We start from the raw sequence: 14,087 nt of genomic DNA on the forward strand, positions 1-14,087 counted from the left end.
GCGCAGCGGGTCAGGCCGGGCCCGTGCGGCGACTTCACCGACCTGCCGCCTTTGGCGAGCGCGGCCGCCGCCCGCATGCCATTCAAGCAACTCCTGGCAGATGCAGGCTACGACAGCGAAGCCAACCACCGCCACTGCCGTGAAGGCCTCGGCGTCGACAGTCTGATCCCGGCCAAGAAGCGGCGCTCGGCCCGCGTGGTCGCGACCACGCCGCTGCGGCAGGAGATGGTCCGACGGCTCGGCAAGCCAGGTGTGGAAGCCGATCGCGTCGCCTACCGTCAGAGATGGAAGGTGGAAACCGTCATGTCCGTCGTGAAGCGGCGCCATGGCGAGGCGCTCACCGCCAGGATAGATCCAACGCAGCGCCTCCAGGCGCTACTGCGCGGGCTCACTTACAACCTCCAGCGCCTCGTCCGCCTCAGTGCCCCCGGATGAGCCTCGCGACAGAGCAAGGAGAGTCTAACCAACTCTTGCTGGGACAGTGGCGGCAGGAAGCGGGCGTTTAGGGGGCGGCCGCGTCCCAGCCGCGGCCCTGGGCGCGGAGGTGCTCCAGGAAGGTCCGCATGGCCGCGCCGTTGTGGCGCCGGTTGGGGTAATAGAGGAACCAGCCCGGCAGCCACGGGCTCCAGTCGCGCAGCACCTCCACCAGCGCGCCGCAGGCGACATGCTCTCGCGCATAATCCTCGAACACATGCGCAAGGCCTTGGCCGGCGAGCGCCGCTTGCAATTCCTGATGGGCGGAACTCAGCGTCAGGCGTCCCTCCGGCGCGACGTCCAGCGCCTCGCCGTCCTTCTCGAAACGCCACGTGACGAGGGTGCCGCCGGGAAAGCGGCGGCGGATGCAGTCGTGGCGGAGCAGGTTCTGCGGCATGGCGGGCACGCCACGGGCCCGCAGGTACTCGGGCGTGGCGACAATGGTGTAGCGCAGGACCGGGCCCAGCGGCACCGCGATCATATCCTTCGCAACCTGCTGGCCGAAGCGCACGCCGGCATCGAAGCCACGGGCCACGATGTCCACGACCGCCGCGTCACTGATGATCTCGACCTTCACCTTCGGGTAGCGGCGCATGAAGTCGAAGGCCAGCGGGCAGAGCACGTGGTCCGCCGCGGGGCCGGGCGCATTGATGCGCACGGTGCCCGAAGGACTCTCCCGCAACTGGTCGAGGTCGCCGAGCGCCAGCCTGATGTCGTCCAGCGCCGGGGCCAGCCGCTCCAGCAAGCGCGCCCCGGCCTCGGTCGGGGCGACGCTGCGCGTCGTGCGGTTCAGCAGGCGGATGCCGAGCGCCTCCTCCAACGCGGCGACCGTTTGGCTCAGCGCGGAGGAGGAGATTCCGCGCTGCGCCGCAGCGGCCCTGAAGCCACCGCATTGAACGACCGCCGCGAAGGCATCCAGGCTGTCGAGACGAAGCGGCGGCATTGCGAAGCCCTGCTTACCAGGCCGTGCAGATTAGCCGCGGTTATCCGTGGACGTCGACAGCGTCATCTCGGAGGAGCGCCAGGCTTGGCGTGACAACGGAGAAAAGGAGACGCCGCATGCAGGAGTTGACGGACTATCGCCGCAGGGCGGCACTGGGCGTCATGGCCGGCGCGGCCGCCCTCTGGTCCGCGGGCGGCGCCTGCCCAGCTATCGCGCAACCTGCGGTTCCGGCCGTCCCTTCGCCGGGCGGCAACGCCGGCCATTATCGCTTCCGAGTCGGCGAGATTGCCGCGACGGTATTGAGCGACGGCCTGATCGGCGGTCCGCCGCGGGTCTATGCCATAGACGCACCGGAGGACGAGCTTCGGGACGCGCTGCGCCGTGCCTTCCTGCCGATCCACCACCTGACCCTGAACCTGAACACTCTGCTGATCGAGGCGACCGGACGCCGCATCCTGCTGGAGGCGGGAGCCGGGCAGACCATGGGGCCGAATGGCGGCCGCCTGTTCGCTCACCTCGCGGCCATCGGGCTGACCCCCGCCGATATCGACGCCGTGGTGATCTCCCACACCCATCCCGACCATGTCGGCAACCTGCGCGCCGCCGATGGCAGTGGGGCCTTTCCGCGCGCCACCGTGTTCGCACCGCGGGCGGACTGGGCGTTCTTCGTGCGTGGCGAGCCGGATCTGTCCTATATGCCCGTGCCGGAGGATTTCCGGCGCCGCTTCGCCGCGGCCATCAAGCGCAGCGTCGAGCCTGTCGCCGCCGGCATCGAGTTGTACGAGGGCGGGACGGAGATCCTGCCGGGCCTCGCCACCATCGCGGTGCCCGGGCACACGCCGGGCATGGCGGCCTTCCTGGTCCATTCCGGGACCGACCAGCTGCTGCTGACGACGGACCTCGCCTATCACCCCGTGATCAACGTGGACCACCCCTGGCGCCCCGGGCCGGACCGCGACCCGGCGGCCGCGCTGGCGGCGCGCCGTAGCCTGTTCGACAGGGCCGCGGCCGACCGCATTCCAGTGCTCGGCTTTCACTATCCCTTCCCCGGCGTGGGCCACCTGCAGAAGACCGAGACCGGCTACGCCTGGGTGCCGGCGGCTTGGCAGGTCTGACGCTCCGTGACCACGAAAGGGCATGACATGACGGAACAGCTCTTCCGCGCCGGCCACGCGGCTTCCTCGGCGCCGCGGCGCTCGGGACGACACTGGCCGGCCCGCATGGCGCCTTCGCCCAGGCAGGCGGCGTCACGGCCCCCACCGCGGCCAACCCCGCAGGCCGGCCCGGTCATCACGCGGCGGATCGGACGGACCGGCCAGGGCATGACGGCGATGGACCTCGGGAGCTTTCTGACCTACGACCTGATGCTGAGCGACCAGCGCGAGGCACTGCGCGAGGCGCTACGTCGCCGGCGGTGGGCGCTTGGCCGACACCTCCCCGCTCTACGGCTCAGCCGAGGTGAGCGTCGGCGCCTTCCTCGCCGGCCTGCCGGAGGAGCCGGAGGTCCTCGTCGCCAACAAAATCTGGCCCACTGGCGAATACCTCGGCTACGAAAGCCACGCGGTGGCGAGTCTGGAGCAGTCCAGGCTGCGGATCTAGCGATCCTCGATCGACATCATGCAATGCCACAGCATCGTCAACGCTCCGTTCGTGGTGCCGCTGCTGCAGGCCTGGAAGCGGGAGGGGCTGATTCGGCACGTCGGCGTCATCCATCACGAGACGGCAGCGCATGACGACCTGGCCGCGATCGTCGAGGTCGGCGGCACCGACGTCGTGCAGACGAACTACTTCAACTTCTCCTGCAGTGCTGAGAGCTGATTGCTGCCCGCCGCGGCCGATCGTGGCGTGGGCGTGCCGGTGAACCAGCCGCTGGAGAAGACTCGCCTGATGCGGGTGGTGGAAGGCGTCGCCCTGCCTAGCTTGGCGCGTGAGAACGGCGCGACGAGCTGGGCGCAGTTCTTTCTGAAATGGGCGATGGGCCATCCGGCCGTGACATCCGTCCTCTACGGCACGTCCAATCCGGACCATGCCGCCGACAATCTGCAAGCGATGCGCGGACCGGTGCCGGATCAGGCGATGCGCCGCCGCATGGTGGAGCATAGGGAAACGATCCCGGGCTTCGGCGAGGTCGGTAGGATGCCCTGGTAGCAGGCCATCGACCGCGACGGCAACCTTGTCGACGCCATGCTGAGCGAGCACCGCGACATGTCAGCAGCGCAAGCCTTCTTCCGCTCGGCAAAGTCGGTCACCGACCAAGTCCCTGATCAGGTCACCACGGACGGGCACGGCTCCTACCCGCATGCGATCAGATCAACGCCCGGCCGGAGGATCGTCCATCGCAGCAGCGCTTATGAAAATAACAGATTGGAACAGGACCGCCGGGGTGTGAAAGGGCGCATACGATGTATGCGCGGCTTCAAAAGCTTCGCGTCAGCGGAGCGCTTCTGCCGAAGCTACGATGAACTCCGCAACCGCCTCCGCCTTCAGACCCGCCATAATTAGCACGCCACCGCCAACCGCCGTCGTCAGCTTCGCCTCCGTCGCGCCACCACTGCGCTCGCCATTCTGCAAGCCGCGTAACCAAAACCAGTCATCATCTCGCGTCTTCGGTTTGGCGCGAGCGCTGACAGAACCATCGGACGGGTAGGCTGACGCTTACGCTAAGAGGCCAAAGCCTCTACGATCTGCATCCGAAGCCACTCCTCGCCTGGATCGTGATCGACTGTCGTGCGCCATGCCATGCGAATCTCGACTTGTGGCGCCTCGGAGCGATTGAACGGTAGAACGTCGGCAGCAAAGCCGCCCGAGGCTACCAAGGCTTCCCCAAGAAAATCAGGCAATGTGCAGAGAAGGTCGGTCCCGAGAATGGCGCGCCGCACAAGCCCATAATCCGGCAAGCCGAGCACCACTCGTCGGGATCGGCCGATCGCCTCGAGCGCCGCGTCTGCGAACCCACGCAGATCACCTGACGGTGTGACCAGCGCATGCGGCCGGATGCAGTAGGCGTCGAGGTCTACCGGTCCAAACGTCGTCGTGTCGCGCACCACGACGAACCCGCCGCGTCGTACCACCCGCTGCTTTGCAGAAGCCGGCAGATCGTCCTCCATGTAGGCCACCGCAGTGCCGATCTCGGCGGACTCCAGCATCCGCGGAATCGTGCGGTAATCAGCCTGCCTGAGTACCAAATTGCAGTGCGGGGCCAACTGGCGCAGCCGTGTTGTGAAGGCTGGCAGTAGCGCCACCGCAACATCGTCCGTGCATCCGATGCGAAAGGTGCGATGATCGGTTGCCGGGTCGAAGGGCGTGGCCCCGCCTAGCGTTCTGGCCAGGGAGTCCAGGCATGGCTCCAGCTCCGCCATGAGGCTGGTCGCCCGAGCTGTCGGCTCCAACATGCGGCCGTTGCGCACCAGGAGCTCGTCTTTCAGGATGTCACGGAGGCGCGCCAGTGCGGCCGAAGTGGCAGGCTGGGAGAGGAACAGCGCTTCGCCAGCGCGGGTCACACTGCGCTCCCTCATGAGGGCTGCGAAAACCGGCAGGAGGTTGAGGTCGACCCGGCGTAGGCCGGACTGGTCGGTATGAGAGGGCATCGTGGGAAACTCGCACCTTGAGTAATCGGATCCGCGCGCCTCCAAAATACAGCAGCGGCGTCCGTTGGCAGCACACACCTTCGTCTGAGCCGCACGCTGTCAGCGTCTACGCCCAAGATTGCAAAGCTACACTTAGAACGGTTCTGTTGCGTTCTTGCGGAGCCGTCCCGACAGGTACAAACCGGGGTATGACGAGACGGCGGTGAATGGCCACGGTCAGGCTGGATCAGTCCTTCAGGGGGCGGCAGTTCACCGCCGAGGTGATCCTCTGAGCGGTCCGCTGGTACTTGATGGTCCCGGTGAGCTACCGCGATCTCGAACTCATGCTCGCTGACCGCGGCGTGGAGGTGGCGCATACCACGGTGTCCCGCTGGGTACAGACCTACGCGCCGGAGATTGAGGAGCGCCTGCGACCGCACCTGCGCCTGAGCAACGGCGCATGGAGGGTGGACGAGACCTATGTCCGTCTGAAGGGCTGCTGGACCTATCTGTATCGGCGGTCGACAGTCGCGGCCAGACAGTCGACTTCCTGCTCTCGGCGAAGCGGGATGCTGAGGCGGCGAAGCGGTTTTTCTGCAAGACGCTGGAGCAGCCTCACACGGTAAACCCGCGCACCATCACCGTGGACAAGAAACGGGCCTACCCCTGCGCCGTCGCGGAGATGAAAGAGGGCGGCAAGCTTTGGCGCATCACTCGGCTACGAAAACGCAAATACCTCAGTAGTATAGTGGAACAAGACCACCGGTGCGTTAAACGCTTGGTTAGACCTGTCCTAGGCTTCGGAAGTTTCCACAACACAGCGGACACTGGCAGGCTACGAAGCGATGGCAATGATCAGGAAAGGGCAGATACGGAAGGTTGGCGGGCAAGACATGCGAGCCCAAGCCACCTTTATCGCCGAGCTGTTTCAGGTCACCGCTTGATCCGGTGCCTGTCACGGCTACTCGCAATCTGCCGAAAACATCGCAACAGAACCCGTCCCACCGCCCGCCTTATTGGGGTTGATGTGAAGGTTGCCGAATGAGACAACGGATGCCGCGCGCTCCGCCGTACAGAACGACACCCTCCCACTTGAGGCTTCGATAGTCCGCACGCTTGGGTTTTGGTGAAGACGCTGTCTGCGGGACGGAAGATTGGCAAGCGAAGCTCGCTAGATACAAAGTTCCACCTCTACGTTAACCCGCTAAGGAAATAGCCCACAGGCACCAACTGCCGCGTTGACAGGAGGAACCTCATGCGAGGTTTCATTAGCCGTTTCCCTCTCTAGCGACGCCAACCTCCTCAGTTGGGTTGGGGCACCAACATTACGGACACTTCTGTGGGGTAACTCCACATCGCGCCTGAGATTCCGTCAACGGCGTAGCCAAGCGGAACCTGAATCCGGGATCTCGAAGAAAAAGAGGATGCTACCTGCACAATACCGGAGCGAAATCCCTCTTTGTCACAATGCACAGTTAGGTCTCGACGCCCTCTGAGTACCCGCACACTAGCCGGAGCGGTGACTCGAGCAAGAATGTCGCCTTGATCGTTAGTGACCACGCATTGCGCACCTTCCGCCTTGGGCGTGTTGAATGAAATTTCTTGGCTGGTTCCTTGGGTCAAAGTGGTGCACCCCGCCGCCAACACCGGAAGCAGGGCAATCAACAGGCGTTCCATCATGAAGGAGTCCTTCCGGTGACGTGCGTTCGAAATTACGGCAGAGGATGCTGTTTGGGATACGGTGGGCGCCGGGGTTCAAAGTTCTGGGGTAGTTGCTAGGCGCCGAGTTCAAAGGGGGACCGATTACCAAGGGATGATGCCCATACTGGCGTGCGTGAATGTACCTGTTGGACCTGCTGAACCAAGCAGCGCAACCCGAACGGCCTCTGCAGCACCTTCTTCAGGAGTGTCTGTGCCGAAGAAGCCGGTGAGCCCTGTCCTGGTGTGACCAGGAGAGACTGCGTTGACGTTGATGCCCTCGGCCTCCAGTTCGATCGCCATTGCGAGTGTCAGGGCATTCAGCGCGGTCTTGGACGCCGAGTAGGTGACATCAAAAAGCGGTCTCAGGGGGAAACTCGGGTCGGAGTTCAGTGTCAAAGAACCCATTCCGCTGGAGACGTTGATAATGCGTGAGTTCGGCGTTTTCCTTAAGATTGGAACCATCGCCTGATAAACGGCGAGCACGCCGAATACGTTTGTCTCCCAAACGGCACGGACGTCGTCGAGGGATGCAACACTTGGCCGGCTCGCTTTCGCAAGTTCCTCGCCGCTTTCGAAACCGCCATGCGTGGCGGTCGCGATAGCAGCGTTCTGAACCAACACATCGAGACGGCGGTAATTTACGCGAACCCGCTCCGCGGCAGCGGCGATCGACCAGTGGTCCGTTACGTCCAACTGGATTGCAACAGCGGATGGCCCCAGTTTGACCGCGGCGGCTTCGCCGCGCTCGGTGCTACGCGATCCGACGAGGACTGTAAAACCATTGTTGACCAGCATTTTGGCGATCTCAAAGCCGATACCTTGATTGGCGCCGGTGACCAGCGCGACTAGCTTATCCTGCATGGGTACCCCGTGAGCGACGGTCGTCGCAGTAGGTGTTTCTATGATTCTGACACCAACCGTGTGAGGATCAGTGGCCATGGGGGTGCGGACCCGGGACACGGTGTGACTGCCATCGCTGTTTTGCGACGAGCATCTCGGAGATATCCCACAGACGAGTGGCATCGGCTTCATTCAGAGCGGCTGCCGGGATCTTCGCATCGGCCGGATATCCTCGTGTCTCGCTCATCCCTGCTGGCCCATAGTACGCGCCTCCCTTCGCGTCCGACGCAGTCGCGGCGTAGAGAACCGGCAATGCACCTTGGGCGGCGGGCTGGAAGGCGAAGGGAAGCAGAGTCCGGGATATGCGTTCCAAGCTGAACCGACCCGGAGCGTTGAGAAGCAAGTCGGTTCGCGAGACACCAGGATGCGCGGCGATGCTGGCGATGCCCCATCCACCCAGATCGCTTCGACGCTGTAGCTCCAGCGCGAACATCAGGCAGGCGAGCTTTGACTGAGCGTAGGTCTTTCTTGCCTGGTAGGCCCGCTCGGCATTGAGGTTGTGGAAGTCGATGGATCCACCACGTGCTGCTATGCTGCTCACCGTCACTACCCGCGAGCCCTTGCCCCTGGTAAGAACGGGCAGAAGCTGTTGTGTCAGGGCGAAGTGCCCGAGGTAGTTCGTACCGAACTGCAGCTCGAACCCGTCCTCGGTCGCCTGCCGCTCCGGCGGCACCATGACGCCCGCGTTGTTGACGAGGAGGTCGAGGCATCCCCGTTGCTGCCGTAGCTTGGCACCGAAAGCATCGATGGACCTGATGCTGGCAAGATCGAGGACCTCGAACTCGATTGTGGCCGACGGTACTTCCCGGCGGATTCTTGCTGTCGCATTCCTCCCCTTCTCGGGGTTGCGGCCTGCGATGATCACTGCGCATTCAGCCCGCGCCAAACCCAACGCAATCTCGTAGCCGAGACCGCCAGTGCCAGTCACAACAGCGGAGCGGCCGGACTGGCTGGGGATGTTGGCAACTGTCCAACGTGCCACGAACTCTACCTTTCAGATGATTGCATTGAGAATTGCGCACCGGGGATGCTGCCTGGGCGCAAAGTCCAGGCAACACTAGCGTTAGGCTTGGCGCAGAGATGTCAGCCGGCGCGAGATGGAAACCGGGTGCCGGTCAACTCCTCGAAGACCGTCCATAGGCGGGCGGCTGTCGCAGCGTCGCCAGCTGCGGTCGGGATGGCGGCCAGGCCGAGCGGGCCGTTGACCTCCTGTGGGCCTGTCGGACCATAGTAGGCGCCTCCGCTCGCGTCTGGGGCAGTGGCGGCGTAAAGGGTGGGCAGCGCGCCTTGAGCGGCCGTCTTCGGCGACTGAGTAAGATGGATGAACTCATGGCATGGAAGTCCAAGTTTGGAAGCTTGATGACGCGCGTTCGTGGATGGCTCAGCGGCCATCGTTGGAAGCTTACGGATGTTGCTTGTTGTCCTTCTGCATCAGAGGCAGCGAGATCCAGTCGCTCGTGGGCCTCGGCTGACGCTGGCGGATACGGTAGACTGCGGCCGGTGGCACATTGGCGAGGGTGCCGCCGATGCGCACCGCCTTCAGGCCAAGACGGTCCAGAAGCGCGCGCGGAATGGGGCAGGTCGGTCCATAAGTGAACTGGTAGAAGGTACCGCCCGGCCGCATTTTTGCGAAGGAGCCCTCCAGAATGCCGATCACCTTGCGGGCCGGCATCGAGAGGACGGGTAGACCGCTGACGACAGCACCGGCCGGGCGGCCGCCGAAGAGTTGCACCGCATGGAGGCGGGATGCATCCATCCAGATGGTGTGGGCGCGGGGATAGCGGAGCTGCAGCGCCATTGCGAACTCCGAGCCGAACTCGATGAGGGCGAGGTCATCTTCCCGGACGCCACGGCGAAGAAGTGCGCGGGTGAAGGAGCCGGTCCCTGGGCCGAGCTCAATAACGGGGCCGGTATCGGCGGAGATCTCAGCCGTGATGGCCTGCGCCAAGGCCCGGCCGGAGGGCACGATGGCGGCGACACGCAGGGGATCGCCAAGCCAGGCGCGGAAGAACCCGTAGGTGTCACTGATGGTGGCAAAGCTCATGGCGCTCGGTCCTTCAGGGATGGATAGAGGTTTGGCGCGACGCCGCGTTGCGCAGGCGTCGCCAGGCAAGGACCGCGAGGGCCTCAACGGCGATCAGGCCTGCCAGGAGTTCGAGGGCGAGGGTGGAGGCGTTGACCTCGGACGTGGCCTGGGCAGCCAGGAAGCCGAGCCCGATGAAAAGAGTGTTCCAGACGGCGATCCCCGCGGCGCTGGCGAGGAGGAAGGTCCGCGGCTTGGCCCGCAGGACCCCGGCAATGACGGGTGTCAGCAGCCGAACTGTCGGCACGAGCTGAGAACCGAAGGCGATCGGTGCTAGGTGCTGGCGGCAGGCCTCCACCCAGTGGGCATGGTGGTCCGGCGGAAAGCCGAGGAGACGGGCGGACCAGTGGAGGAGCGGGCGCGAGCGGGCCTCGCCGAGCGCGGTAACCACGGCGTAGCAGGCACAGTAGGCGGCCGTGCTGCCGGACGTGACCGCGAGGATGGCGAGCGGTGCCGGCCAGAGGTTATCTGCGGCGCCGATCCCGATCGCGACGAGCAGCCCGTAGGATGGCAGCACCGGGACGATCCGCTCCATCGCGCCGATCGCGAACAGGCCCGGCAAGCCGACCGGTGCAGCCCATTCAATGAGGCTTCCGAGCGGATCCATGATCAGGCGGGCCGGAAGCAGTCAGAGGAGCAGCGGCCGGCATGGTACGGGATCGTCGCTCCGATCCCTCGAGCGCCATGTTCGCAGGCGGCTGCCTGATGGTCGCCGGAGGGAAGGCGGGCGAGTCGGGCGGCACACCACTCCGGCCAGAGCGCGGGCATGTGGCCCCGGACACGAGGGCCCGTCACAAGCGTGCCAAGCTGATCAGGTGCGTGGCACTGGATTGGATCGGGGTATGGGGAAGCGTGGATCACGGCAAGGCTCCGACTTGATGGAGCAACCCTAAGGGTGCCGTGCGTACCGATGATGAGCGTTCTCTTGCCTAGGCGACACCTTGTGTCCGAGCGGAAACAATTGACTCGAATTGCCGTCATAATCCCGCGGGCTCGAGATGATAGGGAGGGCCATGACGCCGATGCCGCATATCCTGATCGTGGATGACGACGAGGACATCCTGACGCTCCTTACTGAGTTCCTTCAGAACCACGGCTGTAAGGTTTCGGCCGCGCGGGACGGGAGCGAGATGTTCACCATGCTGGAGGAGCAAGCCGTGGATGTGGTCGTCCTCGACGTGATGCTACCGGATGAGAGCGGCTTCGACCTCTGCCGCCGACTACGTACAAGCTCTTCCGTGCCGGTGATCATGCTCACGGCAGTAAGTGATCATATGGAGCGGGTCATCGGTCTGGAGATCGGGGCGGACGACTACATCACCAAGCCCTTTAACGCGCGCGAGCTCCTGGCCCGGGTTAAGGCCGTCCTTCGCCGCGGTGATAGCCGTACGATTTCCCGGCCAAAGGAAACCCGGCCCATGCTGTCCTTCGGGCGGTGGCGCCTCGACATCGCCCGAAGAGAGCTGCGATCGGAAGACAACACCCTCGTGCCGTTATCAAGCAGCGAGTTCGATCTTCTCCTCGCTTTCGTCGAGCACCCGCAGCGTGTTCTGACCCGGGACATGCTGATGGACCTTGCGCGTGGTGAGAGCCACGCAGCCTTCGACCGGAGCATCGATGTGCAGGTCAGCCGCCTCCGGCGGAAGCTCGAGGACTCACCCAGGAGCCCGGAACTGATCCGGACCGTCCGCAACGGCGGCTACATGTTAGCGGCCACGGTGTCCCGATCATGAGCCCGCGGCACTGGATGCGGGACACCATTGCGAACCGGTTCGGCCTCACCATCTTGCTGGCCATTCTCGCGACGCTCCTGATGAACGGGATCTTCGTCGGCGTGGCAGGAGTGTGGGGCCGGCCGTCTTTTGAAAAGAGCGGGATGCTGGATGCAGCGGCAGCGACGGTGCGGATCATCGAGGCGCAGCCGCCGGAGATCCGGGAGACCCTCGCAGCCTCGGCGGGTGCGCCCGCTTATAACGTCACCTGGTACGCGGTCTCCCCGGTCGAGCCAAGCAAGCGCCTTCAGACCAACTACAATCGTGGCAGCGCAGCTTTCAGGAGGGTGCTCGGCGATCCGACCCGAACCGTCCTCTTCTTCCGCAACGGGATGCCAGAGGTAAACTCATCGCCTCGTGTAGGCGAACTCCTGCGCGACGGGAACCGGTACTTCATGGGCGTGCAGTTGAGCGACGGCACTTGGTTGATATTTGCCACCGCTGAACGAAGCTGGGGCATCTCCATGCCCTACCGCTGGATTCTGATCGGGATTTTTTCCGTGTTGTCCTGCATCATTCTCGCGACAACCGCGGCCTGCACCATGGCGTCACCAGTCGAGAGGCTCGCAGCGGGCGTGCGGCGGTTCGGCGCGGACCCGCATGCGCCGGCCATCCCCTTGCAGGGTCCGAAAGAGCTGCGCGAGACGATCAGCGCGTTCAACGCAATGCAGGCGCAGATCCGCCGCTTCGTTGAAGACCGGACCACGATGCTGGCTGCCATATCGCACGACTTGCGCACGCCGCTGACCCGGATGCGGCTTCGAGCCGAGCTGATGGAAGATTCTCTGCAGCAGCGGAAGCTGTTCCAGGACGTGGACGAGATGCAAAGCATGGTGGAGTCCGCGCTGGCCTTCTTTCGCGACGATGCAGGACATGAAGATGCGACAAACTTCGACTTGGCGGAGCTCCTGAAGACCATCGCGGACGATTACGGCGACCAGGGTGTCAATATCGCTTATGTCGGACCGGACCACGCGAGGTGGACCGGGCGTCCTCGCGCGCTCCGTCGGGTTTTCGTGAACCTTGTGGATAATTCCATCAAGCACGCCACCTCTCCCAGTGTCGCTCTTCGGATGACGGAGCAAGGCGCTGAGGTGTCAGTCCGTGACCGCGGCCCCGGCATCGATGATGACAAGCTGGAACAAGTTTTCCTGCCCTTCCGTCGCCTCAGCAAGGCGCGGCAGCCGAGTACCGGGGGCATGGGGCTGGGCCTCACATCAGCGCGCAGCATAGTACGCGCCCATGGTGGGGATCTCACGCTGAAGAACCAGGCCAGCGGCGGGTTGCAGGCTTTGGTCGTTCTTCCTCCACTAGCGACATGAACCAGCTTTCCGAGACCACCGGCGAGCACCGCACGCGCAGCGTTCTGCACGATCTTCAAGCCATCTCAGCACCGACACTCTGCGCAGACAAGAATGAGGAAAGATCAAGAATGCTGAAAAACTGGATCAGTCGAGATGTTCCATCTCAGTGCGGCCGCACAGCTATTGTGACCGGCACCGACGGTCTTGGCTTCGAGAGCGCGCTGGCGTTCGCACGCGCCGGAGGCGACGTGATCGTCGCGGGGCGCAACCCCGCCCGAGGCGCTGAGGCTGTGGCTCGTATCAGAAAGAGCATACCAAGCGCCACAGTGGCCTTTGAGCTCCTTGATCTGGGAGATCTCGCCTCGATCGCCGCCTGCGGCGACCGACTCAATGCCAAGCGGGAGAGTATCGATGTCCTGATTAACAATGCAGGCGTGAATGATGCCGCCGCGCCGTGAAACCACACCTGATGGCTTCGAGCTGCAGATGGGCACTAACTATCTCGGTCACTTCGCTCTTACAGCCTATCTTCTCCCGCTACTGAGACACGGCAGAGACCCTCGGGTCGTGACGCTCTCCAGCATCGCCGCCCGCTCAGGTGCCATCGATTTCGACGACCTGCAGTCCGAACGCGGCTATAGGCCGATGCAGGCCTACAGGCAGTCTAAGCTCGCCTGCTTGATGTTCGCTTTCGAACTTCAGCGCCGCAGTGACGCCGCTGGCTGGTGCCTCACAAGCATCGCCACGCATCCCGGCATCTCGCGAACCGATCTCCTGCACAACGCACCGGGCCGGTTAAGCGTTCAGGGACTAGCGCGCTCGGTGCTGTGGTTTCTGTTTCAGCCGGTCGCGCAGGGGGCGCTACCCACCTTATTTGCGGCAACGTCGCCTGACGCGCGAAAAGGCGGCTACTATGGTCCGGATAGGCTAGGCGAGACGCGTGGCTACCCGACAGACGCGAAGCCTCCGCCACAGTCGCTGGATTTGAAGGCCGCAAGCCGGCTCTGGGAAGAGTCCAGCTTGTTGACAGGCGTGGATTTCCGCCAATGCAAAGTTCTGTCAAATACCACGCACCTCATCTCGACAGGAGCCGATAACCGAGCCTGACGCTGGAACCCGCTTCTTGGTCTTACACACTTAACAGGTGATTGCTTCGTGGCATGCATTTTCAGCGACCGTGGTTCATGGGTAGACGGTGCGAACGCGCTAAGCCCTACCCCGTTCTGGGGCAACGCGATGCTGACGTACTCCGGGCATCTCAGGTTGAGCATGCGGTGCAACGCGTCCGCAGCGGTCGCCACCTCGTTCGCCTGCCGCCTTTCGGTCCAGAAGCGTAAGCCGTCA

General features: G+C 64.0%; 17 protein-coding genes and 1 pseudogene. 11 read left to right on the forward strand and 7 right to left on the reverse strand.

From position 1 onward, the window contains the following. On the forward strand, positions 1-435 hold a 435-nt coding region (locus JMJ56_RS27290), incomplete at its 5' end, for a transposase (RefSeq protein ID WP_202834910.1). A gap of 67 nt (positions 436-502) precedes the next feature. Here JMJ56_RS27290 and JMJ56_RS27295 read toward each other — a convergent pair. Then, positions 503-1,417, reverse strand: a complete 915-nt coding sequence (locus tag JMJ56_RS27295) for a LysR family transcriptional regulator (RefSeq protein ID WP_202834911.1) — start codon at positions 1,415-1,417, stop codon at positions 503-505. Positions 1,418-1,533: 116 nt separating this feature from the next. Between JMJ56_RS27295 and JMJ56_RS27300 the strand changes: the two genes are divergently transcribed. The 5 genes from JMJ56_RS27300 (at position 1,534) to JMJ56_RS35690 (ending at position 3,919) form a co-directional block, all read left to right on the forward strand. After that, positions 1,534-2,532 (forward strand): MBL fold metallo-hydrolase, encoded by a 999-nt coding sequence (locus JMJ56_RS27300; RefSeq protein WP_202834912.1) that lies wholly within the window; start codon positions 1,534-1,536, stop codon positions 2,530-2,532. Positions 2,533-2,839: 307 nt separating this feature from the next. Next, positions 2,840-3,016, forward strand: a complete 177-nt coding sequence (locus JMJ56_RS34290) for an aldo-keto reductase family protein (RefSeq protein ID WP_236038672.1) — start codon at positions 2,840-2,842, stop codon at positions 3,014-3,016. A gap of 18 nt (positions 3,017-3,034) precedes the next feature. Continuing rightward, complete coding sequence (locus tag JMJ56_RS34295; RefSeq protein WP_236038673.1) at positions 3,035-3,235, forward strand: aldo-keto reductase family protein; 201 nt, start codon at positions 3,035-3,037, stop codon at positions 3,233-3,235. Continuing rightward, on the forward strand, positions 3,236-3,565 hold the full coding sequence (locus tag JMJ56_RS34300; RefSeq protein ID WP_236038674.1) for an aldo/keto reductase: 330 nt from the start codon (positions 3,236-3,238) through the stop codon (positions 3,563-3,565). Between the two features lie 6 nt (positions 3,566-3,571). Continuing rightward, positions 3,572-3,919, forward strand: a complete 348-nt coding sequence (locus JMJ56_RS35690) for a DDE-type integrase/transposase/recombinase (RefSeq protein WP_407927960.1) — start codon at positions 3,572-3,574, stop codon at positions 3,917-3,919. A gap of 158 nt (positions 3,920-4,077) precedes the next feature. On the opposite strand, the gene JMJ56_RS27315 is transcribed toward JMJ56_RS35690, so the two are convergent. After that, positions 4,078-5,004: a LysR substrate-binding domain-containing protein gene (locus JMJ56_RS27315; RefSeq protein ID WP_202834914.1), complete on the reverse strand. Its 927-nt coding sequence runs from the start codon at positions 5,002-5,004 to the stop codon at positions 4,078-4,080. 206 nt (positions 5,005-5,210) lie between these two features. Between JMJ56_RS27315 and JMJ56_RS27320 the strand changes: the two are divergent. Further along, positions 5,211-5,927, forward strand: a pseudogene (locus JMJ56_RS27320) (IS6 family transposase). A gap of 358 nt (positions 5,928-6,285) precedes the next feature. On the opposite strand, the gene JMJ56_RS27325 reads toward JMJ56_RS27320, so the two are convergent. From JMJ56_RS27325 to JMJ56_RS27345, 5 genes are all read right to left on the reverse strand, one after another. Further along, complete coding sequence (locus JMJ56_RS27325; RefSeq protein WP_202834915.1) at positions 6,286-6,663, reverse strand: hypothetical protein; 378 nt, start codon at positions 6,661-6,663, stop codon at positions 6,286-6,288. A gap of 123 nt (positions 6,664-6,786) precedes the next feature. Then, a complete protein-coding gene (locus tag JMJ56_RS27330) occupies positions 6,787-7,545 on the reverse strand; it encodes an SDR family NAD(P)-dependent oxidoreductase (protein WP_202834916.1) in 759 nt (252 codons plus the stop codon). Between the two features lie 67 nt (positions 7,546-7,612). Beyond that, complete coding sequence (locus JMJ56_RS27335; RefSeq protein WP_202834917.1) at positions 7,613-8,566, reverse strand: SDR family oxidoreductase; 954 nt, start codon at positions 8,564-8,566, stop codon at positions 7,613-7,615. A 420-nt stretch (positions 8,567-8,986) separates the two neighbouring features. Further along, positions 8,987-9,628, reverse strand: a complete 642-nt coding sequence (locus JMJ56_RS27340) for a class I SAM-dependent methyltransferase (RefSeq protein WP_202834918.1) — start codon at positions 9,626-9,628, stop codon at positions 8,987-8,989. Between the two features lie 13 nt (positions 9,629-9,641). Continuing rightward, complete coding sequence (locus JMJ56_RS27345; protein WP_202834919.1) at positions 9,642-10,274, reverse strand: DedA family protein; 633 nt, start codon at positions 10,272-10,274, stop codon at positions 9,642-9,644. A 406-nt stretch (positions 10,275-10,680) separates the two neighbouring features. On the opposite strand from JMJ56_RS27345, the gene JMJ56_RS27350 reads away from it, so the two are divergent. Genes JMJ56_RS27350 through JMJ56_RS27360 form a run of 4 tightly spaced genes read left to right on the forward strand, consistent with a single transcriptional unit; the run spans position 10,681 to position 13,850 of the window. Next, a complete protein-coding gene (locus JMJ56_RS27350) occupies positions 10,681-11,400 on the forward strand; it encodes a response regulator (protein WP_202834920.1) in 720 nt (239 codons plus the stop codon). Further along, complete coding sequence (locus tag JMJ56_RS27355; protein ID WP_202834921.1) at positions 11,397-12,761, forward strand: sensor histidine kinase; 1,365 nt, start codon at positions 11,397-11,399, stop codon at positions 12,759-12,761. The genes JMJ56_RS27350 and JMJ56_RS27355 overlap by 4 nt, the downstream gene beginning before the upstream one ends. Then, on the forward strand, positions 12,758-13,201 hold the full coding sequence (locus JMJ56_RS36265; protein WP_236038675.1) for an SDR family NAD(P)-dependent oxidoreductase: 444 nt from the start codon (positions 12,758-12,760) through the stop codon (positions 13,199-13,201). The genes JMJ56_RS27355 and JMJ56_RS36265 overlap by 4 nt, the downstream gene beginning before the upstream one ends. Further along, a complete protein-coding gene (locus tag JMJ56_RS27360; protein WP_236038676.1) occupies positions 13,182-13,850 on the forward strand; it encodes a Rossmann-fold NAD(P)-binding domain-containing protein in 669 nt (222 codons plus the stop codon). The genes JMJ56_RS36265 and JMJ56_RS27360 overlap by 20 nt, the downstream gene beginning before the upstream one ends. The last annotated feature ends 237 nt before the right edge of the window (positions 13,851-14,087 follow it).

Origin of the sequence: Belnapia arida, from assembly GCF_016773205.1 — a bacterium.
GTDB classification, from domain to species: domain Bacteria; phylum Pseudomonadota; class Alphaproteobacteria; order Acetobacterales; family Acetobacteraceae; genus Belnapia; species Belnapia arida.